Genomic DNA, 26,309 nt, shown 5'->3' on the forward strand with positions numbered 1-26,309 from the left:
GGGGCCGAGGCTAGTGGTTGTCACGGGGCAGCCCCTTGGTCTGGGCGATGCGCTGGTAGCGCACGGCGGGCTCCAGCACAGCGCCGGTCTCTAGCTGGCTGACGAGGCCGCGCTGGATTTCCTGCCAGGGCGTCTGGTGGGCGGGGAAGGGATAGCCGCCCTGCGCGGCCAGTTCCTGCCGCCGCCGTTCCAGCTCCTCTTCCGGCACCAGCATGTCGGCGCTGTTGCGACGCAGGTCGATGCGCACGCGGTCGCCGGTGCGCAGCAAGGCGAGGCCGCCGCCCGCCGCCGCCTCTGGCGAGGCGTTGAGGATGGAGGGCGAGCCGGAGGTGCCCGACTGGCGCCCGTCGCCGACGCAGGGCAGGGCGTGTATGCCGGCCTTCAGCAGGTAGTCCGGCGCCCGCATGTTCACCACTTCCGCCGCGCCGGGATAGCCGATCGGCCCGGCGCCGCGCATGAACAGGATGGTCGTCGCGTCGATGGCCAGCGCCGGATCGTCGATGCGGGCGTGGTAGTCCTCCGGTCCGTCGAAGACGACGGCCTGGCCCTCGAAGGCGTCCGGGTCGTCGGGATTGGACAGATAGCGCTCGCGGAATTCCGGCGAGATGACGCTGGTCTTCATGATGGCGGAAGAGAACAGGTTGCCGCGCAGCACGCGAAAGCCGGCCCTGGGCTTCAGCGGTCGTTCGAAGGGACGAATGACGTCCTCGTCCTCGATCGCCACCCCGCGGCAGTTCTCCCCGAGGCTGCGGCCGTTCACGGTGAGGGCGTCCTGCGCGATCAGCCCCTGGTCGAGGAGCTGGCTGACCACCGCGGGCACGCCGCCGGCGCGGTAATAGTCCTCGCCGAGATACTCGCCGGCCGGCTGGAGGTTCACCAGCAGCGGCACGTCCTCGCCATAGGTCTGCCAGTCGTCGATGGAAAGCTCCACGCCGACATGGCGGGCGAGTGCGTTGAGATGCACCGGCGCGTTGGTGGAGCCGCCGATGGCCGAGGTGACGCGGATGGCGTTGAGGAAGGCGTCGCGGGTAAGGATGTCGGAGGGCTTGAGGTCCTCGCGCACCATATCGACGATGCGCAATCCGGTGCGGTAGGCGATCTCCTGCCGGTCACGATAGGGCGCGGGGATCGCCGCCGCGCCGGGCAATTGCATGCCGAGCACCTCGGCGAGCGAGTTCATCGTCGTCGCCGTGCCCATGGTGTTGCAGTAGCCGGTCGACGGTGCCGAGGAGGCGACGAGCTTGACGAAGCCGCGATAGTCGATCTCGCCGGCGGCGAGCAGCTCGCGCGCCTTCCACACGATGGTGCCCGAGCCGGTGCGCTCGCCCTTGTACCAGCCGTTCAGCATCGGCCCGACGGAGAGCGCGATGGCCGGGATGTTGACCGTCGCAGCCGCCATCAGGAGGGCGGGCGTGGTCTTGTCGCAGCCGATGGTCAGCACCACGCCGTCGAGCGGATAGCCGTAGAGCACCTCGACCAGGCCGAGATAGGCGAGGTTGCGGTCGAGCAGCGCGGTCGGGCGCTTGCCGGTTTCCTGGATCGGGTGGACCGGAAACTCGATGGCGATGCCGCCGGCCTCGCGAATGCCCTCGCGGGTTCGTTTGGCGAGTTCGATGTGATGGCGGTTGCAGGGCGAGAGGTCGGATCCGGTCTGGGCGATGCCGATGATCGGCCGGCCGCTCTGCAGCTCCTCCTGGCTGAGGCCGAAGTTGAGGTAGCGCTCCAGATAGAGCGCTGTCATGTCGGCATTGGCCGGATTGTCGAACCACGCCTGCGAGCGGAGCGGGCGGTCGGTCTCGGGTGCCTTGCCATGCATCGTGGCGCTCCAGCGGTTCAGGCGGCGGAGAAACGGTAGAGGGAGACGTGACGGTAGGTCTGGCCGGGGTCGAGCCGGGCCGAGGGGAAGTCCGGCCGGTTGGGCGTGTCGGGCCATGCCTGTGGCTCAAGGCAGAAGGCGTCGGACTGGCGGTGGAGCCGGCCGAATTTTCCCTGGGCGGTGCCGTCGAGGAAATTGCCGGAATAGAACTGCACGCCGGGCTGGTCGGTCAGCAGTTCCATCACCCGGCCGGACGCCGGATGCTCGACGCGCGCGGCAAGTCGCGGCTCGGCGGCGTGTCCGCCGGGAAGGCAGTACGTGTGGTCGTAGCCGTGCCCGAAGCGGAGCTGCGCGTGCGCCTCGCGGATACGCGCGCCGATCGGCTGCGGCGTGCAGAAATCGAAGGGCGTACCGTCGACGCTGTCCGGGCCGTCCAGCGGAATCGCCCCGGCATCCACCGGCAGATAGTCGTCGGCGTGGATCGTCAGCACATGGTCGAGCACGTCGCTGCCCGCCTCGACCCCGCCGAGGTTGAAATAGCCGTGATGGGTGAGGTTGACGATGGTCGCCCGGTCGGTGGTGGCCTGGAAGGCGATGGAAAGCTCGCCGGGGCCGCTCAGCGAAAACGTCGCGCGAACCTGCAGTGTGCCGGGAAAGCCCTGATCGCCATGCGGGCTGACGAGGCCCAGCGTCACGGATGGCGCGGGGCCGTCCTCCACCGCCTCGACGGTCCAGAGCCGGCGATCAAAGCCGTCCGGCCCGCCATGCAGCGCGTTGGCGCCGTCATTGGCCGGGATGCGGACGGGGCTGCCGTCGAGCGTGAAGGCGCCGGCGCCGATGCGGTTGGCGTAGCGTCCGACCGTCGCGCCGAAATAGCGGCGATGGGCGAGGTAGGGGGCGAGGTCGTCATGGCCGAGCACGACGTCGGCGACATGGCCGTGCCGGTCCGGCACGCGCAGTGCCTGTATCGTGGCGCCATAGGTGAGGAGGGCGACCTCGAAGCCGCCGCTGCCGCGCAGCCGGATGCGCTCCACGGATCGTCCGTCCGGCAGGGTGCCGAAGGGGTCGCGCGCGAGGGTGTTGGCGGTCATGGCGGTCATCCCTCGAACGGGGCGGCGACGATGCGGCGCCCGAGCATGAAGGCATCCGCCACATGCGCCAGCGGCGAAACGTCGACATCGGAGGCGCCGCGACGGATCAGATCGACGAAGTGCCGGTAGATGCCGGCATATTCGGCTTCCTTCTCGTCGACGAGCGACGCGCCGTCGTGCAACAGGCGCGCGCCGCCGGAGGCGAGGGTGAGCCGCCCGCGGTCGGTGTCGACATGGATGTCCCAGGTCTGCGGGCCGGTCTGGAGGAAGTCGAGGTCGGCGTGGATTGGTGTGCCGGTCATGTCGGTGAAGTCGAGTTCGGCGGCGATGGGGGCGTCGCGGTTGGCGGGAAAGGCCAGCGTCGCCCCGGTCAGGAAGAAGGGACGCGGCAATATGCGGGTCAGGATCGACAGGGCGTTGATCCCGGGATCGAACACGCCGAGCCCGCCGGGTTCGAAGATCCAGTCCTGACCCGGATGCCAGACGCGCACATCTTCCTTCCACTCCACCGAGACCGAGCGGATCGCGGCCTCGGCGAGGAGCGCGCGCGCCGGCTCGACGGCCGGGGCGTAGCGGGAATGCCAGGCGGCGAACAGGGTCGTGCCGGCCGCGTCGGCAGCGGCGACGAGCGGGCCGATCTCGCCGACGGTGGCGCCCGGCGGCTTTTCCAGCAGCACATGCTTGCCCGCGGCGAGCGCCGCCGCCGCCTGGGCGCGGCGCTGCTGCGGCGGCGTGCAGAGCGCCACCGCCTCGACGTCCGGCGCCTTCTCCAGCAGTTCGTCGAGCGTGGCGAAATGGGCGAGGCCGTCGAGCGAGGCATTGCGGCTGGCGACCGCGACAAGCTCGATGCCCTCAGTCCTGGCGATGGAGGGCAGGTGCTGGTCGCGGGCGATCTTGCCGAGGCCGACGATGGCGAGGCGGATGGGCTTCATGGCCGGGAGTCCCCATCGAGATCGGGCACGCCGTCGACGAGGCGCGGCAGGCCGAGTGGGTTGCCGGTCCTCACGGCGGCGGGCAGCAGCGCCTCGGGTAGGTCCTGGTAGCAGATGGGGCGCAGGAAACGCCGTATGGCCAGCGTGCCGACCGAGGTCGAGCGCGGGTCCGAGGTGGCCGGGAAGGGGCCGCCATGCACCATGGAATGGCAGACCTCGACGCCGGTCGGCCAGCCATTGGCAAGGATGCGCCCGGCCTTCTCTTCAAGGATGGGCAGCAGCCGGGCGGCGAGGCGGTGGTCCTCCGCCTCCAGATGCAGCGTCGCGGTGAGCTGGCCTTCGAGCGCGCCGGCCACCGCCAGCATGTCCGCCTCGTCGGCGCAGCGTATGACGAGCGAGGAGGCACCGAACACCTCGTGGGAGAGAACCGGCTCGTTCAGGAACGCGTCGGCCTCGGCGATGAAGAGGGCCGGACGGCAGCTATTGGGACCGCCCTCATTGCCGTGGGCGACCTCGGCCACCTCTGCGCGGCCTTCCAACGTGGCGACACCCTTCGCATAGGCGCCGGCGATGCCGGGGGTCAGCATGGTGCCGGCCGGCGACGCCGCGACGGCCGCGCCGGCGGCCGCGATGAAGCGGTCGAGCGCGTCGCCGGCGAGGGCGATGACGAGGCCGGGATTGGTGCAGAATTGGCCGGCGCCGAGTGTCAGCGAGCCGACGAAGGCGGAGCCCAGTGTCTGCGCCCGCGCTTCCAGTGCGCCCGGCAGCAGGAAGACCGGGTTGATGCTGCTCATCTCGGCATAGACCGGGATCGGCACCGCGCGGTTCGCGGCGATGCGCGAGAGCGCCAGCCCGCCGGCACGCGAGCCGGTGAAGCCGACCGCCGCGATGCGCGGATCGCCGACCAGAGCGCCGCCGAGGTCATTGGTCGCCCCCGACAGCAGGGAGAAGACGCCTTCCGGCAATCCCGCGCCGGCGACGGCGGCGCGGATCGCGCGTCCGACGAGTTCCGACGTGCCGGGATGGGCGGGATGTCCCTTGACGATCACCGGGCAGCCGGCGGCCAGCGCCGAGGCGGTGTCGCCGCCCGCCACCGAGAAGGCGAGGGGGAAGTTCGAGGCGCCGAACACCGCCACCGGCCCGATGCCGATATGGCGCATCCGGAGGTCGGCGCGCGGCAGCGGCTTGCGCTCGGGCAGCGGCGTGTCGAGGCGCGGCTCGTCGGCGCCGCCGGCGCGGATCCAGCTCGCGAACAGCCGCAGCTGGGCGGTGGTGCGGGCGCGCTCGCCATTGAGCCGGGCGGCGGGCAGCCCGGTTTCCCGCTGCGCGCGCTCGACCAGCGCGTCGCCGATCGCCTCGATTCCGTCGGCGATGGCGTCGAGGAAGGCGGCGCGGGCTTGCGGCGTCGTGGCACGGTAGGCCGGCCACGCCGCCATGGCGAGCGCGGCGGCCTCCGCCACATGGGCCGGGGAGGCGTCGACGAAGGCCGGCTCCAGCGCCGCGCCGGTCGAGGGATCGACCGCGCGGAAGCTCGCGCCGTCGGTGACGTCGCGCGCGCCGATGAGGAGGGCGCCGGTAAGCGTGCTCATGGTCACTTCCCCCAGCGCAGCACGAGCGGATCGAGCCGCCGGGCGAGTTCCAGCAGGCCGGCGCGGGCGGCGGGATGCACGGCCGGGAGCGGCGCGCGCAGCGTGTCGTGAGCGATGACGCCGCCTTCCTTCATCAGGATCTTGGCTGTAGCCAGGCCGGTCTGGCGGTTCTCGTAATTGATCAGCGGGAGCCAGCGCATATAGGCCACGAGGGCGGCCTCGCGGTCGCCGGCGACATAGGGGTCGATGATCTGGCGGATGCCGTCGGGATAGCCGCCGCCGGTCATCGCGCCGGTGGCGCCGGCGTCGAGGTCGGCCATCAGGGTGATCGCCTCCTCGCCGTCCCACGGGCCGACGATGGCGTCGCCGCCGGCCTCGATCAGCGCCCGCAGCTTGGCGGCGGCCTGCGGCACCTCGATCTTGAAATAGGCGAGGTTGCCGATCTCCTTCGCCATGCGGGCGAGGAAGGGCACGGAGAGCGGCGTGCCGGCGACGGGGGCGTCCTGCACCATGACGGGGATGGAGATCGCGTCCGAGACGCCCTTATAGAAGTCATAGATCGCCGCTTCCGGCACCCGGAAGGTGGCGCCGTGATAGGGCGGCATGACCATCACCATCGCCGCGCCCAGCTCTTGCGCCCGGCGGGAGCGCTCGGCGCAGACGAAGGTGGAGAAATGGGTGGTGGTGACGATCACCGGCACGCGCCCGGCGACATGCGAAAGCACGGTCTCCATCACCCGGTCGCGCTCGTCATCGGTCAGCACGAACTGCTCGGAGAAATTGGCGAGGATGCACAGGCCGTGCGAGCCGGCGTCGATCATGCAGTCGATGGCGCGCCTCTGGCCGTCGAGATCGAGCCGGCCATCGGCGTCGAACACGGTCGGGGCGACCGGGAAAACGCCCTTGTGGGGACCGGCGGCGGAGTTGGTCGTCATCATGCACCCTTAGTGATTGTCGCGGGCGACGGGGGAGCCGCTGCGCCCGACGAGAAAGTCGAAATCGGCGCCACGATCGGCCTGCAATACGTGGTCGATATAGAGACGCTGGTAGCCGCGCACGGCGTGGGGCTCCGGCGCTACCCAGGCCGCTCGCCGGCTCGCCAGCTCTTCCTCGCTCACATGCAGGTGCAGCGCGCGGGCGGGCACGTCGAGCGTGATCAGGTCGCCGTTCCTCACCAGCGCCAGCGGGCCGCCGGCCGTTGCTTCCGGCGCGACATGGAGCACCACCGTGCCGTAGGCGGTGCCGGACATGCGGGCGTCGGAGATGCGGATCATGTCGCGCACGCCCTGGCGCAGCAGCTTGGCCGGCAGCGGCATGTTGCCGACCTCGGCCATGCCGGGATAGCCCTTCGGCCCGCAGTGCTTCAGCACCATGATGCAGGAAGCGTCGATGTCGAGCGCCTCGTCGTTCACGCCATGGTGCATCTCCTCGACGCTTTCGAACACCACTGCGCGGCCGGTGTGGACCATCAGTTCGGGCGAGGCGGCGGAGGGCTTGATGACCGCGCCGTCGGGGGCGAGATTGCCCTTGAGGATGGCGATACCGGCATCCGGCTTGAACGGCGCCTCGAAGGAGGTGATGACCTCGGCGTTCCAGTTCGGCGCCTTCTCGACATTCTCCCAGATCGTGCGGCCGTTGACGGTGCGGGCGTCCTTGTGGATCAGGTTCCGTTCGCCCAGCGCGCGCAGCACGGCGGGCAGGCCGCCGGCATAGTAGAAGTCCTCCATCAGGAAGCGGCCGGAGGGCATCAGGTCGACGAGGCAGTGGATGTCGCGGCCGAGCCGGTCGAAATCGGCCAGCGTCAGGTCGACGCCGACGCGGCCGGCGATGGCCAGAAGGTGCACCACGGCATTGGTCGAGCCGCCGATGGCGGCCAGCGTGCGGATGGCGTTCTCGAAAGCCTGTCGCGTGAGGATGTCGGAGGGCTTGAGATCCTCATGCACCATTTCGACGATGCGGCGCCCGGCCATGCGGGCCAGCAGGTTGCGGCGCGCATCGGCGGCGGGGATGGCGGCGTTCTCCGGCAGGCCGAGGCCGAGCGCCTCCACCATCGACGCCATGGTCGAGGCGGTGCCCATGGTCATGCAGCTTCCGGCCGAGCGGTTCATCGACGCCTCGGCCTCGTGGAACTCGTCGAGCGTGATCTCGCCGGCACGCAACTGCTCGCTCATCGAGATGATGTTGGTGCCCGAGCCGATGATCTGGCCGCGATAGACGCCGCGCAGCTGCGGCCCGCCGGAAACGCCGATCGCCGGCAAATCGGCGGAGGCGGCGCCCATGAGCAGGGCCGGCGTGGTCTTGTCGCAGCCCATGAGCAGCACAACGCCGTCGAGCGGATGGGCGCGGATCGCCTCCTCCACGTCCATCGAGGCGAGGTTGCGGAACAGCATGGCGGTAGGGCGCATCGTCACCTCGCCGAGCGAGGAGACCGGGAATTCCAGGGGATAGCCGCCGGCGTCCAGCACCCCGTAGCGCACATGCTCGGCCAGCGCGCGGAAATGGCCGTTGCAGGGGGTCAGCTCCGACCAGGTGTTGCAGATGCCGATGACCGGGCGTCCCTCGAAGCGGTCCTGCGGCTGGCCGGAATTCTTCAGGAAGGAGCGGTAGTAGAACCCCATCTTGTCCTGCCGGCCGAACCAGCTCTGGCTGCGCAGCGTCTTCTTGTCGTCGTCGTTCGAGCCGTCACTCATGGGGCACCTGTTCAGCCTGTCGCGCCGTGGCGGCGCAGGCCGTTGAAGATCACATTGGTCATCGCCGCCGCCGCCGCCTCGGCATCCTCGTCCGCTATGGCCTCGACGATGCGCTCATGCGCGGCCACCGCGATGTCGTGCTCGCGCGCGTCGCCGGGGGCGGAGAGCACGAAGGAGGCGCGCAGCGCCGCCTCGATCACCGCGCCGATGGAACGCATGAAGGGATTGCCGGAAGCGGTGGCGACCGCGACGTGCAGGGCGAGGTCCGCCTCTGCGAAGGCGCCCGAGGTGCCGGCCTCCCCCTTCATCTGCGCCACGGCGCGGCGCATCAGCGCGAGATCGTCCTCGCTCCGGCGTTCGGCGGCCAGTGCCGCGGCACGGGGTTCGACGGCGAGGCGTATCTCCGAGAGATCGCGCAGGAACTGCTTGTTGATGCCCGCGTCGAGGTGCCAGGCGAGCACGTCGGGATCGAACATGTTCCAGGCGGCGCGCCCGCGCACCACCGTGCCGACCCGTGCCTTGGTGGTAAGCAGGCCCTTGGCCACCAGCGTCTTGACGCTCTCGCGCAGCACCGGCCGGGAAACGCCGAAGATCAGCGTCAGCTCGGCATCGCCGGGCAGCTTGGCGCCCTCGCCGTAGCGGCCGGAGATGATGTCGATGCCGATGGTGCGCGCCACCTCGGCGTGGTTCGAATGGGCGCGGCGGGCGGGGATGACGATGATCTGCGACGTCACGACTGGGCAACTCCCTGTGCGGTTCCCGCGGGGCGCGCGCGCGAGCGGCGCGCCATGTGGAGCGTGGCCTGCTGGAAGGCGATGAAGGCGAAGAGCAGAAGGCCGGTGGCGATCTTCGCCCACCAGCTCGACAGCGAGCCGTCGAAGCTGATGTAGGTCTGGATCAGGCCCTGGATCAGCACGCCGACGAAGGAGCCGAAGACGAAGCCGTAGCCTCCCGAGAGCAGCGTGCCACCGATCACCACCGCCGCGATGGCGTCGAGTTCGACGCCGACGGCGGAGAGCGAGTAGCCCGAGGAGGTGTAGAGCGAGAAGACGATGCCGGACAGTCCCGCCAGCAGGCTGGACAGGGTGTAGATCAGCACCGTGGTGCGCGCGACGTTGATGCCCATCAGCGCGGTGGCGACGCGCGAGCCGCCGAGCGCGTAGACATTGGCACCGAAGCGGGTGAGGTGCAGCAGCGCCATGCCGCCGCCGACGACGGCGAGCATGAGCATCGCCGGCACGGTGAGGCGGGCGCCGCCCGACAGACGGATCGCGTGGTCGGAAAGGTGCGCGTAGAGATCGGCGGTGATCGGGATCGATTCCGTCGACAGCAGGAAGCTCGCCCCGCGCGCCAGGAACATGCCCGCCAGCGTGACGATGAAGGGCGGCAGCTCGAAATACTGGATGATCGCGCCCATGCCGGCGCCAAAGCCCGCGCAGATGACGAGAATGAGCACGAAGGCGGCGAGCGGCGATACGCCCCATTGCTCGATGGCGAGCGCCAGGAAGACGGTGGTGAAGCCGACCACCGAGCCGACCGACAGGTCGATGCCGCCGGAGATGATGACGAAGGTCATGCCGACGGCGACGATGCCGAGAAAGGCGTTGTCGGTGAGCAGGTTCATCACCACGCGCAGCGAGGCGAAATTCGGGTAGAGCGCCGAGCAGATGAGGAAGCCGGCGAGGAAGACCACCGTGGTGGCGAGGACCGGCGTGAGGCGTTGCAGCGAGCGGGGCATCCGCATTCTCCTCACGAGCGGCCGCGGCGGAACAGGACGCCGAGCCCGGCAATATGGGCGCCCAGCCGCGGCGACTGGGCCAGCAGCACGGCGAGCACGACCATCGCCTTGACCACCAGATTGGTTTCGGGCGGAAAGCCTGAGAGCAGGATGCCGGTGTTCATCGCCTGGATGATGAGCGCGCCGACCACCGCCAGGATCACGCTGAAGCGGCCGCCAAACAGCGAGGTGCCGCCGATGACGACCGCGAGGATGGCGTCGAGCTCCAGCCACAGCCCGGCATTGTTGGCGTCGGCGCCGAGGATGTCGGCCGCCGCGACGATGCCGGCCAGCGCCGCGCACAGGCCGCTCCACATATAGACCGCGACGGTGATGAGCCGCGTGCCGATGCCGGCCAGCGCGCTGGCGCGCGGATTGCCGCCGGTCGCCTCGATCATCAGTCCGAGCGCCGTGCCGCGCACGATGGCGAGGGTCAGCCCGGTCATGCCGAGCGTCAGCACCACCGGGGTGGGCAGGCCGAGCACCGAGCCGCCGCCGAGGAAGGCGAGGTCCGGCGAGGTGAAGGTGACGATGCGCCCCTCGGTGATGAGCTGGGCGATGCCGCGCCCCGCCACCATGAGGATCAGCGTGGCGACGATGGGCTGGATGCCGAGCACCGCGACGAGCAGCCCGTTCCACAGGCCGCAGGCGAGGCCGGTGCCGAGCGCGGCGGCGAGCACGATCGGGAGCGGATGGCTGTCCGCGAGACTGGCGGCGATGGCGCCGCAGATCGCCATGACCGCACCGACCGACAGGTCGATGCCGCGCATCGCGATGACCAGAACCATGCCGAGCGAGAGCAGCGCCACCGGCGCGCCGCGATTGAACACGTCGATCAGGCTGCCGAACAGCCGCCCGTCCTGCAGGCGGATGTCGAAGAACTGCGGCGACACCACCCAGTTGGCGGCGAGGATGACGAGAAGGGCGACGAGCTGCGAGGTGCCGACGCGGGGCAGGCGAAGCGACATAAGGACCTCCCTCACGCGTGCGCCATCGCCGGCGTATCGGCGGCGATGGCGGCGAGAATGGCGGGAACCTCGATCTGGGTGCCGGTGAGGTGGGCAACATGGACGCGGTCGCGCAGCACGATCACCTCGTCGGCATAGGTGACGATTTCCTCCAGCTCCGAGGAAACCACCAGCAGCGCCACGCCTTTCGCGCACAGGTCGCGGATCAGGCCGATGATCTCGGCATGGGCGCCGACATCGATGCCGCGCGTCGGTTCGTCGAGAATGAGAAGGCGCGGCGCGGTGGCGAGCCAGCGCGCCAGCAGCGCCTTCTGCTGGTTGCCGCCCGAGAGCAGGCCGATGGGCCGCTCCGGGTCCGGCGGGCGGATGTCGAGCAGGCGGATGAACCTGGCCGCGATCTCGTCCTGCTCGCGGCGCGAGAGCGGGGACAGGGCGCCGCGCCGCGCCTGCAGGGCGAGCACGATGTTCTCGCGCACGGTCAATTCGGCGACGATGCCTTCGGTCTTGCGCTCCTCCGGGCAATAGCCGAAGCCCAGCCGCATCGCCTCGCGCGGCGAGGCAATGGCAACGGGCACGCCGCCGACCTCGGCCGTGCCGCAATCGGCCCGCTCCGCGCCGAAGACCAGGCGGACGGTCTCCGTCCGCCCCGAGCCGAGCAGGCCGGCGAGGCCGACCACATGGCCGGCGCGCAGGGTGAGGTCGAAGGGCGCGACGTCGCCGGCCTTGCCGAAGCCCTCGAAGGTGGCGACCGGCGTGCTGTCCGGCTGCGCGCTGCGGGGCGGGCGCCGCGAGGTCGCCTCGCTCAGTTCGCGTCCCAGCATCAGGCGCACGAGGTCGATGCGCGGCAGCTCGGCAACCGACGCGGAGCCGGCGAGGCGGCCATTGCGCAGCACGGTGATGCGGTCGCAGACGGCATAGACCTGATCGAGGAAGTGGGTGACGAAGACGATGCCGATGCCGCGCGCCTTGAGCTGGCGCATGACCGCGAACAGCACCTCGACCTCATGCGCGTCGAGGCTGGCGGTCGGCTCGTCGAGGATGAGCACGCGCGCCGACTGGTCCACGGCGCGGGCGATGGCGACGATATGCTGGATGGCGACCGAATAGGTCTCCAGCGGCGCCGAGACGTCGATGGACAGGCCGAACTCGGCCAGCAGCACCTGCGCGTGGCGGCGCATCTCCCGTTCGCGCACGAAGCCGAACCGGCTCGGCTGGCGGCCGAGATAGAGGTTCTGCGCGACCGTGAGGTTCGGCGCCAGGTTGACCTCCTGATAGACGGTGGCGATGCCGGCCCGGGTCGCTTCCTCGGCCGAACGCGGCGCGATTTCGGCTCCTTCGAGCCGCATGCTGCCGGCATCGCGGGTGACGACGCCGGTCATGGCCTTGATCAGCGTCGACTTGCCCGCGCCGTTCTCGCCGAGCAAGGCGTGGATCTCGCCGCGGCGCAGCGTGAAATCGACCTGGTCGAGCGCGACGAAGCCGGCGAAGGCCTTGGAGAAGCCGGCGAGTTCGAGCAGGGGCCGCCCGCCGTCGGTGGCGGGCGAGGCGGGTGGATGGGAAGCAAGCATGGCGGCCTCGGAGGCGACAGGGCGGCCGTGGCGAGCCGGCAGGAGGAGGGCCGGCTCGCCCGGGCAGGGCGGACACCGCGGGACGGTGCCCGCGGCGCGGCCGGCTCAGTAGCCGAGATCCTTCTTGGATTCGTAGACCGCCTTCGGGTTGTCGGCGGCGGTGTAGAGCTTGGAGTCCGTCTGGATCCACTTGGGCGGCACCGTGCCCTTTTCCTTGAAGGCGATGACCGCGTCGAAGGCCGGGCCGGCCATGTTCGGGGTCAGCTCGACGGTGGCGTTGGCCTCGCCGGCGGCCATGGCCTTGAAGATGTCGGGCACCGCGTCGATGGAGACGGTCAGCACCTCGGAGCCGGGCTTGAGGCCGGCTTCCTTCATCGCCTGGATGGCGCCGACCATCATGTCGTCATTGTGGGCGTAGACCGCGCAGATGTTCTTGCCGCCGCCTTCCGCCTTGATGAAGCTCTCCATCACTTCCTTGCCCTTGGCGCGGGTGAAGTCGCCGGTCTGGCTGCGCACGATCTTCACGTTCGCATGGTCGGCGATGCCTTCCTCGAAGCCCTTCTTGCGGTTGGTGGCGACGCTGGCGCCGACCGTGCCCTGAAGCTCGACCACGCTGCACGGCTTGGTGCCGACGGTCTTGACCAGCCATTTGCCGGCGACGCGGCCCTCATGCACGCTGTCGGAGGTGACGGCGGTCAGATAGAGGTCCTTGCCCGAAGGATCGATGTCGCGGTCCAGCAGCACGACCGGAATGTTGGCTTCCTTGGCCTCCTTCAGCACCGAGTCCCAGCCGGTGGAGACGACCGGGGCGAGGAAGATGGCGTCCACGCCCTGGGCGACGAAGGAGCGGATCGCCTTGATCTGGTTCTCCTGCTTCTGCTGGGCGTCGGCGATCTTGAAAGTGATGTTCCGCTTCTTCGCCTCTTCCTTGGAGACGGTGGTCTCGGCAGCGCGCCAGCCGGATTCCGAGCCGATCTGCGAGAAGCCGATGGTGAGGTCCGCGGCCTGCGCGCCAGCGGAGACGAACGTGCCGGCGAGGGTGCCCGAGAGGGCGGTCGCGAGCAGCAAGGCCTTGAAATTCATTGGCGTTTCTCCCGTGATGTCCTGCCGGCACACCACTTGCGGGCGCTTTCGGCGAGGAATCTATGCCACAGGAGTGGCGATCTGAATAGTCATACTGTTTGACTTTTTATGAGCGCGCCATCGCCCGTCGCCGGCCCGCCAGAAGGATCCGTTCCGGGTGCTGTTCCATACGAAGCGGATCAGGTCGGTGATAGTCCCGTTGCTGTTGTCGAGCGTCAATAAAGGTTCGTCGAATACGATCGTTTCGAAGACCTTGTGTGTCATCATGTCGACTCGAGACGATAAGATGCCGTATTTTGCGCATAAAATCGGTAGAACGATGGTGGCCGTGCCCATCATCCATCCCGACGTGCGATCGGAAAACGATACCAACATTTTTCTTGCCAGAAACGTCGTGAGATCGTCGCTCGCGACGCAAGCTCGTCTGTAATCTGGATGGCAATGGCGCAGTAGCCGCGCGTCGATGGGCGGAACGGCGTTAAAGTCCGATGATCTGCGAGTGATACGTTTGCGGATTTGATAAGCATCCAGACAGCGCAATCCGTTCATCGGCAGCAGGCCGGCAGCTTATACTTGCGTGTTCCAGGGCTATGGAGGAAGGGTGTGCGAGAGGCCATGTGGCGAGCCGCGCTTCGCCAGATTGGGCTGGAGGTACGATGAGGCCGCGTTTCCGCTTGCCGACCAACATGGTCGTCGTCGTGCTCACCCTCATTCTGTTTTCGACGGCCGCTTTCTTCGTCGTGTCCGGGCCCGAGAGGTTCCAGGGCTATGCCGAGGCCGATTTCATCTTTGTCGGGCCCGACGAGGCTGGCCGCATCGTCGACATGGCGGTGGATGAGGGCGACCGGGTCGAGAAGGGCGCCGCGCTCTTTACCATCGACGAGGATCTGCAAGCCGCGGACATCAAGTCGGCCGAGGCCAGTCTCGGGCAGGCGCTGTCGGACCTGGCCAACATCAAGGCCTCCACCAAGCGTCCGGCGGAAGTGGCGGTGCTTGAGGCGAGCCGGCGGCGGGCGGCGGCGGCGCTGGAGCTGTCCCGCCTCGAACTCGAACGCCAGAGGGAACTCCAGTCCAAGCAGGTGTCCTCCAAGGCGGCGCTCGATGAGGCGCAACAGACCTACAACCAGAACGAAGCGTCGCTCGACGAGGTCAGCCGGCAGATCGCGGCTGCCCAGCTCGCCGGCCGCGACGACGAGATCGCCTCCGCCGAGAAGGCGGTGGAGGCGGCGCGCGCGGCGCTCGCGTCGGCGCAGGTGCGGCTGGACCGGCGGCGGATGATCGCACCGGTCAGCGGGTCGGTCGAAACCGTCTATTTCCGGCTTGGCGAACTCGTGCCGGCCGGCCGCCCGGTGGTCTCGATCCTGCCGCCGGAACTGATCAAGGTTCGCTTCTTCGTGCCCGAACCGGCTCTCCCCCGGTTCCAGCTCGGCACCAGGGTCTCCGTGACCTGTGACGGCTGCGACAGCAGCATCGAAGCGCGCGTGAGCTACATCGCCTCCAGCGCCGAATACACGCCGCCGGTGATCTACAGCCTCGACGAACGCTCGAAGCTCGTCTTCATGATGGAGGCCAGGCCCGACGATCCCTCGAAGCTGCGTCCGGGTCAGCCGGTCACGATCGAGATCGCGCAATGAGCGGGGCGGGGTCGCCCGACGGCGAGGAACGGCGGGACGCGCGGGCAGGGGCGGCGCCGGCAGGTGCCGACATGTCCTCCTATGCCATCGACGTGGAGGGACTGAGCAAGAGCTTCGGCGGGCAGAAGGTGGTCCGCAACCTGTCGATGCGGGTCCGGCGCGGACAGATCTACGGCTTCCTGGGGCCGAACGGCTCCGGCAAGACCACCACCATCCGCATGCTCTGCGGCCTGCTCACGCCGGACGAGGGGCGCGGCACCTGCCTGGGCATGGACATCCTCACGCAGGGCCGCGAGATCCGCCGTCACGTCGGCTACATGACGCAGAAATTCAGCCTCTACGCCGACCTGTCGGTGCGGGAGAACCTCGAATTCGTCGCCCGGGTCTATGGCGTGCCCGATCCGGCGGCGGCGGCGCGCCAGGCGGTGCATGACCTCGGACTGGAAGGGCGCGACCGGCAGCTGGCGGGCGAACTCTCGGGCGGCTGGAAGCAGCGGCTGGCGCTGGGCGCCTGCATCCTGCCGAAGCCCCGGCTGCTTCTGCTCGACGAACCGACGGCCGGCGTCGATCCCAAGGCGCGGCGCGAGTTCTGGGCCAAGATCCACGATCTGGCGGCGGAAGGGCTGACCGTGCTGGTCTCCACACACTACATGGACGAGGCCGAGCGCTGCCACGAGATCGCCTATGTCGCCTATGGCGAATTGCTGGCGCAGGGCACGGTCGAGAGCGTCGTCGCCGCCTCGCACCTCGTCACCTGGAGCGTCTCGGGCCCGGATCCGGCCGCGCTGGCGCGCGAGCTGGCGGACGTGCCGGGGATCGAGCTCGTCGCCCCCTTCGGCACCAGCGTGCATGTCGGCGGACGCGACCGCACGGCGCTCGAGGTCGCCATCGCGCCGTTCCTGCAGCGGCCGGAGCTGGACTGGCGCCCCGACGAGCCGAGCCTCGAAGACGTGTTCATCGACCTGATGAACCGTTCGAAGGACAATTTCCAATGAGCTGGGGCGGGGGCTTCCTGCGCCGGGTCGGCGCGATGATGCGCAAGGAATTCATCCAGCTCATGCGGGATCGGGTTTCCTTCGCGACGATGATCTCCATTCCGCTGCTGCAGCTCGTGCTGTTCGGCTACGCCATCAACACCACGCCCCGGCACCTGCCGACGGCCGTGCTGGCCTATGAGAACACCTCGCTGACGCGCGCCATACTGAGCGCGATGGAGAACACCAAGTACTTCGCCGTCACCCACCACCCGGTCAGCGAGGACGAGGCGGAGCACCTGCTGCGCTCGGGCCAGGTACTGTTCGTGGTCGAGATTCCGGCCGGCTTCGAGCGGGCCGTGCGGCGCGGCGAGAGCCCGGCGCTGCTCGTCTCCGCCGATGCCACCGACCCGGTCGCGTCCACCAGCGCGCTGGCGGCGCTCGGGCCGTTGGTGGAGACGGCGACCCGGCGCGAGCGCTTCAACCTCGAGGACGCGCCCGAGGGCAGCGGGCTGGAGAAGGCGCCGCCACCCTTCGAGTTCCGGACGCAGCCACGCTACAACCCGGCGGCGGTCACACAGCTCAACATCGTGCCGGGCCTGCTCGGCACCATCCTGACCATGACGATGCTGATCTTCACCGCGCTGTCGGTGACGCGCGAGATCGAACGCGGCACGATGGAGACGCTGCTCGCCATGCCGATCCGCCCGGTCGAGATCATGCTCGGCAAGATCGCGCCCTATGTGATGGTCGGCGCCATGCAGGCGACGATGATCCTCGGCGCCGCCGTGCTGCTGTTCGGCGTGCCGGTGGTGGGCAATCTCTTCCTGCTCACCGGCCTGACCGGCCTGTTCATCCTCACCAACCTGTCGATCGGCTACACCTTCTCGACGCTGGCGCAGAACCAGCTGCAGGCGGTGCAGATGACCTTCATGTATTTCCTGCCGAGCATCCTGCTGTCGGGCTTCATGTTTCCCTTCGCCGGCATGCCGCAATGGGCGCAATGGGTGAGCGAGACGCTGCCGCTCACGCATTATCTGCGCATGGTGCGCGGCATCCTGCTGAAGGGCGCCTCGGCGGGCGACCTCGTGCACGACATCTTCGGACTGGGGCTGATCATGCTGATCGCGATGCTGATCGCGGTGCGGCGGTTCCGCCAGACGTTGGACTGACGGATCGCTCAGCCGGGCGCGGCCGAGGCACTCTCGCGCATCATCAGGGCCGCGCCGATGAAGAAACCGAGCGCTCCGAGCAGCAGGTTGACGATGGAGATGTCCGCGATCCACCACGCTTGCGGGTCGCGCGGGATATAGGCGAGAACCGCCGCGATCATGAAGGCGATGCAGCCGAGCAGGTTGACGAAGACGATCTGCCAGTCGAGCTGCCTCGGTCGCCAGCTCCAGTAGCCGCGGCCCGCCTCGATGAAGGCGAGATAGCCGGAGGCGAGGAACAGCATCGAGCCGATCATGTCCGGCAGCCAGACCGCGAGATCCTGCTCATACCAGGCGCTGCCGACGCGCATCGCGTCGAAGGTGTTGAAATTGAACGCGACGGTGCCGAGGAACTGGGTGAAGGTGCTCAGCCAGCCCGGGCTGTGCGGATGCCAGCCGATCAGCGCTATCCGGCGCGGCGTCGAGGTCGACGCCGGGTCGACGCTGAACGCGGTCGCGTTGGCGGCCTGGAAATGCTGCAGATACCCCGCAACGGTGAAGGGGATCGAGCCCATGAAGAAGACGATATTGATCAGCGTGTCCGGCACATTTGCGGAGGCCGGAACCAGGCTCAGCACGCTGCCGAGCATGAACAGCAGCGAACCCACCGCGAAGAAGCCGCCGGTGTACCAGTTGTAGCTCTGCGTCTGCCAGAACGGGACCGGTGCCGTCTCCAGCGCCCGCGCGGCGCGCTCCAGTCCCTTTCGATGCTGGCGGGCCCGCCAGATGATGTGGCGGCCGGCGAAGACATAGCTGCGGAAGGTGATGAACGGCCACGGCCCCGCAATGTGCATGCGGAAGCCGAGCGGGTGGTCGAAATGACCTTTCATGGGGAGCGCCCGGACCGGAGCAGGGCGCGCGCTCCGGGAACGCCGGCGCTCACGCGGCCTTCACGTGCTTCAGCGCGTCCGTCGCGTCGCCCGCGTCGCCGTCGAGCTTGCCGACCGGCAGGACTTTCGGCTCCTTCACCGTCGCGAGCGCGCCGAGGTCGAAACGGGTGAAGTTCAGGCTGCGGTAGTCGCGCAGATAGAAATGCCTGCGGTCGAGGTCCGACAGGCTGGTCCAGGAGGTGAATTCGGTCGCGTAGGGCTCCGAGCCGGGCTGCTCCAGCCCCTGGACTTCCATATGGCCGCCGCCCTGCTGCGGATAATCGATGCTCACGCCTCGCGGCCGGTCGAAATTGTTCAGTATGTGCGCCAGCGTCTGCACGGCGAGGTCGGGTGTGGCCGCCTTCTCGGTGAACTGCGCGTAATAGGCGGCGCGGACGAAGCGGCCGACCGAGGTGTTCGACGACGGCAGTCCCGCCGTCGCGATGCCGGAATCCGGCTGCACCGCCTTGTAGCCGCCGAAGCTACCAGCGGACCGATCGACGTTGCTGAGGAAAGTGTAGTTGTTGAGGTTGGTGAGGTGCCAGCCGAATTCGGGGCCGTTGGTCATCACCCCCACGGGGTTGTCGTGGACGCTCATCTCGCCGCGATTGAACTCGATCACCAGCGCGGCGCCGGTGGCGTCGTGCACGACGTAGTGGAAGGGCGATTCGACCCCGCCGAGGATGGCGAGCGGCACCAGCAGGATCGGCTGCGCGTCCAGCGCCGATCGGACCTCGGCCACCGTGGCGAACTGGCCGAGGCACCAGCTGCCGAGGTCGGAGGCGGAGAGCACGGCCTGAGTCATCGCCACCGACCGGTGCTTGCCGGCCGCCGTCGGATAGGACAGCAGGCTGAAGGTCAGGCCCTGATCGTTCAACCCTTCGAGCACCTTGAGATCGGAAATGCCGATCGGGGCGGCGGGCGTGGGAACCCGGTTCGGCATGGTGACTGCGAGTACGGCGTGGCGGGACGTGTACGGCACCGCCGGGTGGCCCTCGACCTCCGAAACGGTCTCAAAGCTGGCCGGGAGATAGACCATCTGGTAGGGCAGATCGATCGTCAGCTCGAGCGTCCGGCCGAAATAGACCTTGCCCGCGGCGTCCCGATAGCTGAGCGAAGTGCACATCCCGCATTCCCCTTACGTGCTGGACGGACTGCGTTTTCCGTAGCCCGCCACAGAGGCATCCTGGTCCGCCGACATGGCATTGTCACGTCGGTGCCAATTCCCGCTCCGGCTCCGGAGCCGGGCCGGAAAACCGGCTCGCTGTCGCCATGGCCGGACGAATCCGACCATCGCCAGACGCCCGCACGTGGTGGCACATTTCGTCCGGCCGGCAAAGGGCGGCCGCCGGCGCGCAGATATGGCGCCCGATGAGGCATGGCGCGGCGCGCAATATGCGGCCGGCACGCGGCTGGCCATCGTGTGCCGCGCGAACGGGCAAGGCCGGAATTTGCTATTCGGTCAACGGCTTGGTACCCATTCTCACTGTCACTGCCGACTCGCGCGTTCTCCGCTGGAGGTTGCAGCTGTTGCACGGATCCCCCTTTTCCGGAGGGCTGAGCCGGTGGCTTGATCGGCACGTTCGGCCGGCAATGGCCCCGCTGGCACTGCCGGGTGCGCGCGCGGCGACGATCGCGGTGGCATCGCTGTCTCTTGCCGGCTGCGTATCGGCCGGCGCGCCGGCCATTCCTCTGTTCGGCGCCTATTTCCCCTCCTGGCTGCTGTGTGCCCTGTTCGGCGTTTTCGGCGCGGTGCTGGTGCGGCTGGTGTTCATTCGGGTCGGCATCGACGACGCGCTGCCCATCCGCCTGCCGATCTATGTGTGCATCGCGGCCGGCATCGGGTTTCTCGTCTCCATCGTCGGCTTTGGAAGGTAGGTCGTGGAGGAGGAAGGCAAACCGGGCCCCCGGCGCCGCCTCGGCGTCATCGTCAGCCTGCTGGCGGTGGTGGCGGCGGCGTTTTTCGGCTGGCGCTTCGTCCGCAACGCTGAACTCAATCCGCTGTCGCAGGATGCCGAGCTGACGGCCGACATCGCCGCCATCTCCGCCGCCGTGCCGGGGCGGATCGTCTCCATCGCGGCGCGCGAGAACGCGGCGGTACGCAAGGGCGCCCTGCTGTTCGCGCTCGATCCCGCCACCTACCGCCTGCAGGTGGAGCAGGCGAGGGCTGATCTCAAGCTGGCGGAAGCCGCGCTCGCCGACAAGCAACGCACCGTTTCCGCCGAGCGCAGCAACGCGGCCATCGCGCAGGAGCAGGTGACGCGCGCGCGCCAGAACCTCGAACTGGCAACGCAGACGCTCGGCCGGCTCGAATCGCTGCGGCCCAAGGGTTATGTCAGCGCCCAGCAGGTGGACGACGCGGCGACCGCCAAGCGGGACGCGGAGGTGAGCCTCAAGCAGGCGCTGCACCAGCAGGAGGCCGCCGTCGCGCTGGTGAGTGACACTGCGGCCGCCATCGCGCTGGTCGAGGCGCGCCGCGCGGCCCTCGCCATCGCCGAGCGGGCGCTCGGCGACACCCAGGTGCAGGCGCCGTTCGACGGCAAGGTGGTCGGCCTCGATACCGCGGTGGGCGAATATGTGCTGCCGGGCCAGTCGGTGTTCGTGCTGATCGACAGCGGGGCGTGGTTCGCCTCGGCGGCCTTTCTGGAGACCGAGCTGGCCAGCATCGCGGTGGGCAACTGCGCCACCGTCTACACGCTGGCCGACCGCGGCGTGCGCATTCGCGGCCGGGTGGAGGGAATCGGCTGGGGCGTCCAGTCGACCGAGCAGATCAACCTGCCGCGCAAGATGCCCCTCGTGCCCAAGAGCCTCGACTGGGTGCGGGTAGCTCAGCGCTTCCCGGTCCGCATCCGCCTGTTCGATCCCCCCGTCAACCTGATGCGCATCGGCGCGTCCGCCACAGCGACCGTGCACCATGGCACGGATTGCTGACTCGCCCTGGCCGGGCATCTTCCGCCAGGTCCGGCGCGATCTCATGCCGTTTCCCGGCCGCGCCGCCCTGACCTGGCGCGTCGCCTTGCTGTGCGCGCTCGTGTGCGGCACGGCGATGCTCTACAAGGTGCCGGAATCGGCGATCAGCTGCTATCTCGTCATCTTCCTGATGCGACCGAACGGCGCCGAATGCGTCGGGCAGGCGATCGGCCTCACCCTGCTGGTCAGCGTGGTGGTGGTGCTGATGGCGCCGCTGATCCAGGCGACGGCGGACGATCCGCTGGCGCGCATCGTGGTCATCGCGGCGACCTCCTTCGGCTTCCTGTTCCTGTCCTCGGCCTCGCAGCTCGGCGAGATCGGTGCCATCATCGCGCTGGTCATGGCCTTCATCCTGACGCTGGTGGATCAGGTGCCGGCCGGCGAGATCGTCACGCGCGGGCTGCTCTATGCCTGGCAGATGGCGGTCATGCCGATGGTGCTGATGGCGGTGTTCTGCCTCATCTTCGGCACCTCGCCGCACCGCCTGCTGCGCCAGGGCCTCGCCCGCCGGCTCGAGGCGGCCGCCGAGGCGCTGGAGCCGTCGGGCGCCGATGCTGGCGAGGAGAACCCCCTCGACGAGCAGCTGAAGGATGGCAGCGAGGCGACCGACAAGCAGGTGAAGCTCGCGCGCCTGTTCCACACCGCGCCGGGCGCCGAGATGGGCTGGCTTTCGGGCGCCGCCTCGACCAGCTACCGGCTGCTCATTGCCGTGTCGGCGCTGCCGTCCGGCCTCGCCGCCGATCTGCGCGCGCGGCTGGCCGGGCAATGCCGGGCGGCGGCCGCGGCGGTGGCGAGCGGACGACGCCCGCCCGCCGCGCCGCTCCCGGCCGCGACCGGCGTGGCGGCCTATGACGCGGCGCAGGACGCGCTGGCCGGGCTCTCCCGCGCGAATGGCGGGAGCGACGCCGTGGCGGCCAAGCTGCCCTTCCTCGCACCGGATGCCTTCACCAATCCCGACCACCAGCGCTACGCGCTCAAGACCACCGCCGCGGCGATTTCCTGCTACATCATCTATTCCGTGATCGACTGGCAGGGGATCCATACGGCCATGGTCACGTGCTACGTCGCCGCCCTCGGCACGACCGGCGAGACGGTGCACAAGCTGGCGCTGCGCATCGTCGGCTGCCTGATCGGCGCGGCGATCGGGCTGGGCTCGATCCTGTTCGTCATTCCCCATCTCGATTCGGTGGGCGGGCTGATGGCGCTGGTCTTCGCCGGCGTGCTCGTCGCGGCCTGGGTGTCGACGGGCAACGAGCGCATCTCCTATGGCGGCGTGCAGATCGGGCTCGCCTTCCTGCTCACCATCCTCGACGGCTTCGGCCCCAGCACCGACATGGACGCCGCGCGGGATCGTGTGGTCGGCATCCTGCTCGGCAATCTCGTCGTCTATCTCGTGTTCACCCAGATCTGGCCGAAGAGCGCCATCGTCGATGTGCGGCAACGGCTGCAGCGTGCGCTGGCGGCGCTGTCGCGGCTGGCGACCCAGGATCAGGCGGCGCGCGCCACCGCCGTCGCCGCGGCGGCGCTGGTGGAGAAGGAGACGGCCCGCGCGCGGGAGGTGCTTGCCCTGCTGCCGTTCGAGCCGTCGTCCCAGCGTTCGCCGGCGGTTGTCGCCCGGTTGAAAAGCCTGGTGGCCGAGACCCGCGCCACGCTGCCGGCGCTGATGTTATCTCCCGACGTGCCGGCCGGAACCTCGCGCCGGCTGGCCGAGGCTGCCAAGCGGATGGGCGACCGGCACGCCGCGCGGACCGGCGCACCAGATCCGGAGAGCGGCGGCAGCCCGGCCGACATCGAAGGCGAGGGACTTGCCGGCCGCACCGGCCGCATCGCCCGACTGGCGGCGGGGTGAGGGGCATGTCGACCCGCTTCCGCCAACATTCCCCGCTTCCTCGGTACCCCCGCGCCGGCAGGGTGTGGTTGCTGCTGCTCGCCGGCCTCGTGCTGCCCGGCTGCGCGGTGAACGCGCTGAAGACGGCGCCGCAGGATGCTTCCGCGCCGTGGACGCCGGCCGACGAGGCCGGCGTTGCCGGGGGGGCGGATGATGGCGGGATGCCGTCGACCGTGGCGGCGGGGTCGACGGCAAAGGTCTTCAGCGTGCCGGCCAATCCCGAGGTGTCGGAACTGCAGGCGACGCCCGACATCGCGCGGGACCGCGCCTACGGCCTGCCCGAGCTGATCGACATCGCCCAGAACCAGAACCCGCTCACCCGCGTGGCATGGCAGCAGGCGCGCCAGGCGGCGCTGGCGACCGGCATGGTCGAGGCGACCTATCTGCCCTTCATCTCGGCCAATGTGATCGGCGGCTGGCAGGATTTCTCGGCGCCGCTGCCGGTCCAGGTCGGCGACACCAGCCAGATCAGCACCAGGATCGAAGGCGTGTCGCCGCAGGTGGCGCTGCAATGGCTGGTGTTCGATTTCGGCCAGCGCGACGCCCTGCACAAGACGGCGAAGCACAATGCGACGGCGGCGAACATCCTGTTCAACGGCGTGCACCAGAAGATCATCTACGGCGTGACGCGCAGCTATTTCCTCTACAGCGCCGCGCGCAGCCGGGTCGGCATCGCCGAGCAGAATCTCGTCAACAGCCGCAAGATCGCGGATGCCGCCAATGAGCGGATGGACAAGGGGCTCGGCACCACAGTCGAGGTCGCGCAGGCGCGCCAGCAGGTGGCGCAGGCGCAGTTCGGGCTGGTGCAGGCGCAGGGCACCGAGCGCGACGCCTATCAGATGCTGCTCGGCGCGATGGGCGTGTCGCCGATGACGCCGATCCGCGTGCGCGAGGCCAACCGCCGCCGCCTGCCGGCGACGGTTGGGGCTCCGACGGAAGAGATGATCAAGGCGGCGCTCGCCCGGCGCCCTGACGTGCTGGCCAGCTTCTCCGCGCTGAAGGCGAGCCAGTCCGCCATCACGGCGGCGCAGGCGGAGTTCCTGCCGAAGGTCTTCCTCGGCGCGGTCGCCGCCGGCGGCGACACCAGCTTCAGCGCCACCGGGCTGCCGACCATCGGCCAGCAGGCATCGGCGACCGGCGTGCTGGTGGGCGTCACCATGCCGCTCTATGACGGCGGCCTGCGCGCGGCGCAACTCAAGAACGCGGAATCGCTGGCGGCGGCGAGCGAGGCCACCTTCCAGAAGACCCGCGACGACGCGGCCCGCGAGATCGTGATCAGCGCCGACACGTTGCGCTCGGCGCTCGCCTCCTACCGCGCCGCGACGGCGCTCGCCAGCGCCGCCGCCGTGACCTACGACGCCGCGCTCGATGCCTATCGCAGCGGCGTCGGCAACATCACCGTGGCGACCGCCGCCGATAGCGGCCTGCTCACCGCCCGGCAGGCGCAGGCCGACGCGCATGCGGCGTCGCTGGTCGCGGCGGCCAACCTCGCCTTCGTGCTGGGGGCTCTGACATCGAGCGACGTGTCGGCCAGTCTGACGGCACGGTAAGCTGCCCGGGAGGGGTTTCAGCCGTTCGCCGTTCGCTTGATTTCACCGGCATGATGACGCTTATTGACGGTAATGGGTCGCCATCGACGCGATTGCACCACCCTGCGGGAACGGCCGGCGACCGCTTCGGGCACCGATCAGGCGCCCTCGCCGGTACCGGGCCCTCGCCCCGCTCCGGAGCCGGCTCTCCACCGCCGCTCCCGCCATGCGAAAGCCTCAACATCTTGAAAGGACGCACGCTTTGACGTCGGAACAGTCCAACGCCGATCTGCGCAACGATCTTCTCGACGACCTCTATTCGTCGGCGGACCTGCTCGGGAAGCTGCCGAAGTTCGAGTTCCCGCCGGTGGAGAGGGAGCCGCGCCACGTCTTCGCCGCTGTACGCGACGAGCTGATGTTGGACGGCAATTCGCGCCAGAACCTCGCCACCTTCTGCCAGACCTGGGTCGACGACGAGGTCCAGGACCTGATGGCGCTGTCGATCGACAAGAACATGATCGACAAGGACGAGTATCCGCAGACCGCCGCGATCGAGGCGCGCTGCGTGCACATGCTCGCCGATTTGTGGAACGCGCCCGACCCGCGCGGCACCATCGGCTGCTCGACCGTCGGTTCCTCGGAGGCGGCGATGCTGGGCGGCCTGGCGCTGAAATGGCAATGGCGCAAGAGGCGGGCCGCGGCCGGCCTTCCGGCCGACAAGCCGAACATGATCTGCGGCCCGGTGCAGATCTGCTGGCACAAATTCGCCCGCTATTTCGACGTCGAGCTGCGCGAGATCCCGCTCGAGGGCGATCGGCTGATCATGAATCCGGAAGAGGTTCTGAAGCGGGTCGATGCGAACACCATCGGCGTCGTGCCGACCATGGGCGTCACCTTCACCTGCCAGTACGAGCCGGTGAAGGCGGTGAGCGACGCGCTCGACAAGCTGCAGGCCGAGACCGGCCTCGACATTCCGATGCATGTGGATGGCGCCTCGGGCGGCTTCCTCGCGCCGTTCTGCGCGCCCGACATCGAATGGGACTTCCGCCTGCCGCGCGTGAAGTCGATCAACGCTTCCGGCCACAAATTCGGCCTCGCCCCGCTCGGCGTGGGCTGGGTGATCTGGCGCGAGGCGTCCGACCTGCCGCAGGAACTCGTCTTCGACGTGAACTATCTCGGCGGCGACATGCCGACCTTCGCGCTCAACTTCTCCCGTCCAGGCGGGCAGGTGATCGCGCAGTACTACAATTTCGTCCGCCTCGGCCGCGAGGGCTACGCCAAGATCCAGAACGCATGCCATGACACGGCCGAGTATCTCGCCCGCGAGATCGCCGCGATGGGCCCGTTCGAGATCCTGTTCGATGGCAACCGGCGGGCGGGCATTCCGGCGTTGTGCTGGAAGCTGAAGGACGAAGCCGCGATCGGCGGCTACACGCTGTACGATCTCGCCGACCGGCTGCGCTCGCGCGGCTGGCAGGTGCCGGCCTATTCCATGCCGGCCAACCGGCAGGATCTGGTGATCCAGCGCATCCTGGTGCGCCACGGCGTGAGCCGCGACCTTGCCAGCCTGCTGATCGACGATTTCCAGCGCTCGCTGGACTTCTTCGCCAAGCACCCGGTCTCGCATCCGCTCACCGAGGACGAGGCCGCCGGCTTCAACCACAATTGAGGCGCAGCGCCGGGCGAAGGTAAATCCCAGAGGGGAAGGGCGCCGGATCGG

The 26,309-nt window shown here is 69.1% G+C and carries 22 protein-coding genes; 8 read left to right on the forward strand and 14 right to left on the reverse strand.

Annotated features, from left to right (window positions below):
• Positions 1-10: 10 nt before the first annotated feature.
• The 12 genes from AC1PZ7_RS12225 to AC1PZ7_RS12280 all read right to left on the reverse strand — a co-directional run bounded on the left by AC1PZ7_RS12225 (position 11) and on the right by AC1PZ7_RS12280 (position 14,063).
• Positions 11-1,816 carry an IlvD/Edd family dehydratase gene (locus AC1PZ7_RS12225; protein ID WP_482355498.1) on the reverse strand — a complete coding sequence of 602 codons (1,806 nt, stop codon included), beginning with the start codon at positions 1,814-1,816 and terminating at the stop codon, positions 11-13.
• A gap of 17 nt (positions 1,817-1,833) precedes the next feature.
• Positions 1,834-2,907 (reverse strand): aldose epimerase family protein, encoded by a 1,074-nt coding sequence (locus tag AC1PZ7_RS12230; protein WP_482355499.1) that lies wholly within the window; start codon positions 2,905-2,907, stop codon positions 1,834-1,836.
• A 5-nt stretch (positions 2,908-2,912) separates the two neighbouring features.
• The gene (locus AC1PZ7_RS12235; RefSeq protein ID WP_482355500.1) at positions 2,913-3,839 is read right to left on the reverse strand and encodes a Gfo/Idh/MocA family protein; all 927 of its coding nucleotides are present in this window, start codon (positions 3,837-3,839) and stop codon (positions 2,913-2,915) included.
• On the reverse strand, positions 3,836-5,428 hold the full coding sequence (locus tag AC1PZ7_RS12240; protein ID WP_482355501.1) for an aldehyde dehydrogenase (NADP(+)): 1,593 nt from the start codon (positions 5,426-5,428) through the stop codon (positions 3,836-3,838). The genes AC1PZ7_RS12235 and AC1PZ7_RS12240 overlap by 4 nt, the downstream gene beginning before the upstream one ends.
• Positions 5,429-5,430: 2 nt before the next feature.
• Positions 5,431-6,366: a dihydrodipicolinate synthase family protein gene (locus AC1PZ7_RS12245; protein WP_482355502.1), complete on the reverse strand. Its 936-nt coding sequence runs from the start codon at positions 6,364-6,366 to the stop codon at positions 5,431-5,433.
• A 6-nt stretch (positions 6,367-6,372) separates the two neighbouring features.
• On the reverse strand, positions 6,373-8,118 hold the full coding sequence (locus AC1PZ7_RS12250; RefSeq protein ID WP_482355503.1) for an IlvD/Edd family dehydratase: 1,746 nt from the start codon (positions 8,116-8,118) through the stop codon (positions 6,373-6,375).
• An 11-nt stretch (positions 8,119-8,129) separates the two neighbouring features.
• Complete coding sequence (locus AC1PZ7_RS12255) at positions 8,130-8,852, reverse strand: FadR/GntR family transcriptional regulator (RefSeq protein ID WP_482355504.1); 723 nt, start codon at positions 8,850-8,852, stop codon at positions 8,130-8,132.
• Positions 8,849-9,844 (reverse strand): galactofuranose ABC transporter, permease protein YjfF, encoded by a 996-nt coding sequence (yjfF, locus tag AC1PZ7_RS12260; protein ID WP_482359632.1) that lies wholly within the window; start codon positions 9,842-9,844, stop codon positions 8,849-8,851. The genes AC1PZ7_RS12255 and yjfF overlap by 4 nt, the downstream gene beginning before the upstream one ends.
• A gap of 23 nt (positions 9,845-9,867) precedes the next feature.
• On the reverse strand, positions 9,868-10,863 hold the full coding sequence (locus tag AC1PZ7_RS12265; RefSeq protein WP_482355505.1) for an ABC transporter permease: 996 nt from the start codon (positions 10,861-10,863) through the stop codon (positions 9,868-9,870).
• 11 nt (positions 10,864-10,874) lie between these two features.
• The gene (locus AC1PZ7_RS12270) at positions 10,875-12,431 is read right to left on the reverse strand and encodes a sugar ABC transporter ATP-binding protein (protein ID WP_482355506.1); all 1,557 of its coding nucleotides are present in this window, start codon (positions 12,429-12,431) and stop codon (positions 10,875-10,877) included.
• Positions 12,432-12,536: 105 nt separating this feature from the next.
• Complete coding sequence (gene ytfQ / locus AC1PZ7_RS12275) at positions 12,537-13,514, reverse strand: galactofuranose ABC transporter, galactofuranose-binding protein YtfQ (RefSeq protein WP_482355507.1); 978 nt, start codon at positions 13,512-13,514, stop codon at positions 12,537-12,539.
• Positions 13,515-13,574: 60 nt separating this feature from the next.
• Complete coding sequence (locus AC1PZ7_RS12280; RefSeq protein WP_482355508.1) at positions 13,575-14,063, reverse strand: hypothetical protein; 489 nt, start codon at positions 14,061-14,063, stop codon at positions 13,575-13,577.
• A 107-nt stretch (positions 14,064-14,170) separates the two neighbouring features.
• Between AC1PZ7_RS12280 and AC1PZ7_RS12285 the strand changes: the two genes are divergently transcribed.
• From AC1PZ7_RS12285 to AC1PZ7_RS12295, 3 genes are all read left to right on the forward strand, one after another.
• On the forward strand, positions 14,171-15,148 hold the full coding sequence (locus tag AC1PZ7_RS12285) for an HlyD family secretion protein (RefSeq protein WP_482355509.1): 978 nt from the start codon (positions 14,171-14,173) through the stop codon (positions 15,146-15,148).
• Positions 15,149-15,219: 71 nt separating this feature from the next.
• Positions 15,220-16,143, forward strand: coding sequence for an ABC transporter ATP-binding protein (locus AC1PZ7_RS12290; RefSeq protein WP_482359633.1), 924 nt, complete (start codon positions 15,220-15,222; stop codon positions 16,141-16,143).
• Entirely contained in the window at positions 16,140-17,294 is a 1,155-nt protein-coding gene (locus AC1PZ7_RS12295; RefSeq protein ID WP_482355510.1) for an ABC transporter permease, read from the forward strand. The genes AC1PZ7_RS12290 and AC1PZ7_RS12295 overlap by 4 nt, the downstream gene beginning before the upstream one ends.
• 8 nt (positions 17,295-17,302) lie before the next feature.
• Here AC1PZ7_RS12295 and AC1PZ7_RS12300 read toward each other — a convergent pair whose 3' ends face one another.
• A complete protein-coding gene (locus AC1PZ7_RS12300) occupies positions 17,303-18,163 on the reverse strand; it encodes a hypothetical protein (protein ID WP_482355511.1) in 861 nt (286 codons plus the stop codon).
• A gap of 49 nt (positions 18,164-18,212) precedes the next feature.
• Positions 18,213-19,328 carry a linear amide C-N hydrolase gene (locus AC1PZ7_RS12305; RefSeq protein ID WP_482355512.1) on the reverse strand — a complete coding sequence of 372 codons (1,116 nt, stop codon included), beginning with the start codon at positions 19,326-19,328 and terminating at the stop codon, positions 18,213-18,215.
• A gap of 467 nt (positions 19,329-19,795) precedes the next feature.
• On the opposite strand from AC1PZ7_RS12305, the gene AC1PZ7_RS12310 reads away from it, so the two are divergent.
• The 5 genes from AC1PZ7_RS12310 to gad all read left to right on the forward strand — a co-directional run bounded on the left by AC1PZ7_RS12310 (position 19,796) and on the right by gad (position 26,258).
• Positions 19,796-20,080 carry a YtcA family lipoprotein gene (locus tag AC1PZ7_RS12310; RefSeq protein WP_482355513.1) on the forward strand — a complete coding sequence of 95 codons (285 nt, stop codon included), beginning with the start codon at positions 19,796-19,798 and terminating at the stop codon, positions 20,078-20,080.
• Positions 20,081-20,083: 3 nt separating this feature from the next.
• Positions 20,084-21,133 carry a multidrug transporter subunit MdtN gene (gene mdtN, locus AC1PZ7_RS12315; protein WP_482355514.1) on the forward strand — a complete coding sequence of 350 codons (1,050 nt, stop codon included), beginning with the start codon at positions 20,084-20,086 and terminating at the stop codon, positions 21,131-21,133.
• Positions 21,117-23,021 carry an FUSC family protein gene (locus tag AC1PZ7_RS12320; RefSeq protein WP_482355515.1) on the forward strand — a complete coding sequence of 635 codons (1,905 nt, stop codon included), beginning with the start codon at positions 21,117-21,119 and terminating at the stop codon, positions 23,019-23,021. The genes mdtN and AC1PZ7_RS12320 overlap by 17 nt, the downstream gene beginning before the upstream one ends.
• A gap of 68 nt (positions 23,022-23,089) precedes the next feature.
• Positions 23,090-24,610, forward strand: coding sequence for a TolC family protein (locus tag AC1PZ7_RS12325; RefSeq protein ID WP_482355516.1), 1,521 nt, complete (start codon positions 23,090-23,092; stop codon positions 24,608-24,610).
• A 241-nt stretch (positions 24,611-24,851) separates the two neighbouring features.
• Positions 24,852-26,258: a glutamate decarboxylase gene (gad, locus tag AC1PZ7_RS12330; RefSeq protein ID WP_482355517.1), complete on the forward strand. Its 1,407-nt coding sequence runs from the start codon at positions 24,852-24,854 to the stop codon at positions 26,256-26,258.
• The last annotated feature ends 51 nt before the right edge of the window (positions 26,259-26,309 follow it).

The organism is Ancylobacter sp. TW_SC_1 (assembly GCF_056836805.1).

What these genes read in the sequence shown, in the direction of transcription:
- ytfQ (WP_482355507.1), bottom strand. Translation starts at nt 13,514, where the DNA reads ATGAATTTCAAGGCCTTGCTGCTCGCGACCGCCCTCTCGGGCACCCTC.
- AC1PZ7_RS12285 (WP_482355509.1), top strand. Translation starts at nt 14,171, where the DNA reads ATGAGGCCGCGTTTCCGCTTGCCGACCAACATGGTCGTCGTCGTGCTC.
- AC1PZ7_RS12230 (WP_482355499.1), bottom strand. Translation starts at nt 2,907, where the DNA reads ATGACCGCCAACACCCTCGCGCGCGACCCCTTCGGCACCCTGCCGGAC.
- AC1PZ7_RS12320 (WP_482355515.1), top strand. Translation starts at nt 21,117, where the DNA reads ATGGCACGGATTGCTGACTCGCCCTGGCCGGGCATCTTCCGCCAGGTC.
- AC1PZ7_RS12310 (WP_482355513.1), top strand. Translation starts at nt 19,796, where the DNA reads ATGGCCCCGCTGGCACTGCCGGGTGCGCGCGCGGCGACGATCGCGGTG.
- AC1PZ7_RS12270 (WP_482355506.1), bottom strand. Translation starts at nt 12,431, where the DNA reads ATGCTTGCTTCCCATCCACCCGCCTCGCCCGCCACCGACGGCGGGCGG.
- AC1PZ7_RS12245 (WP_482355502.1), bottom strand. Translation starts at nt 6,366, where the DNA reads ATGATGACGACCAACTCCGCCGCCGGTCCCCACAAGGGCGTTTTCCCG.
- AC1PZ7_RS12280 (WP_482355508.1), bottom strand. Translation starts at nt 14,063, where the DNA reads ATGAACGGATTGCGCTGTCTGGATGCTTATCAAATCCGCAAACGTATC.
- AC1PZ7_RS12225 (WP_482355498.1), bottom strand. Translation starts at nt 1,816, where the DNA reads ATGCATGGCAAGGCACCCGAGACCGACCGCCCGCTCCGCTCGCAGGCG.
- AC1PZ7_RS12250 (WP_482355503.1), bottom strand. Translation starts at nt 8,118, where the DNA reads ATGAGTGACGGCTCGAACGACGACGACAAGAAGACGCTGCGCAGCCAG.
- AC1PZ7_RS12295 (WP_482355510.1), top strand. Translation starts at nt 16,140, where the DNA reads ATGAGCTGGGGCGGGGGCTTCCTGCGCCGGGTCGGCGCGATGATGCGC.
- AC1PZ7_RS12305 (WP_482355512.1), bottom strand. Translation starts at nt 19,328, where the DNA reads ATGTGCACTTCGCTCAGCTATCGGGACGCCGCGGGCAAGGTCTATTTC.
- AC1PZ7_RS12235 (WP_482355500.1), bottom strand. Translation starts at nt 3,839, where the DNA reads ATGAAGCCCATCCGCCTCGCCATCGTCGGCCTCGGCAAGATCGCCCGC.
- AC1PZ7_RS12300 (WP_482355511.1), bottom strand. Translation starts at nt 18,163, where the DNA reads ATGAAAGGTCATTTCGACCACCCGCTCGGCTTCCGCATGCACATTGCG.
- AC1PZ7_RS12290 (WP_482359633.1), top strand. Translation starts at nt 15,220, where the DNA reads ATGTCCTCCTATGCCATCGACGTGGAGGGACTGAGCAAGAGCTTCGGC.
- AC1PZ7_RS12240 (WP_482355501.1), bottom strand. Translation starts at nt 5,428, where the DNA reads ATGAGCACGCTTACCGGCGCCCTCCTCATCGGCGCGCGCGACGTCACC.
- AC1PZ7_RS12265 (WP_482355505.1), bottom strand. Translation starts at nt 10,863, where the DNA reads ATGTCGCTTCGCCTGCCCCGCGTCGGCACCTCGCAGCTCGTCGCCCTT.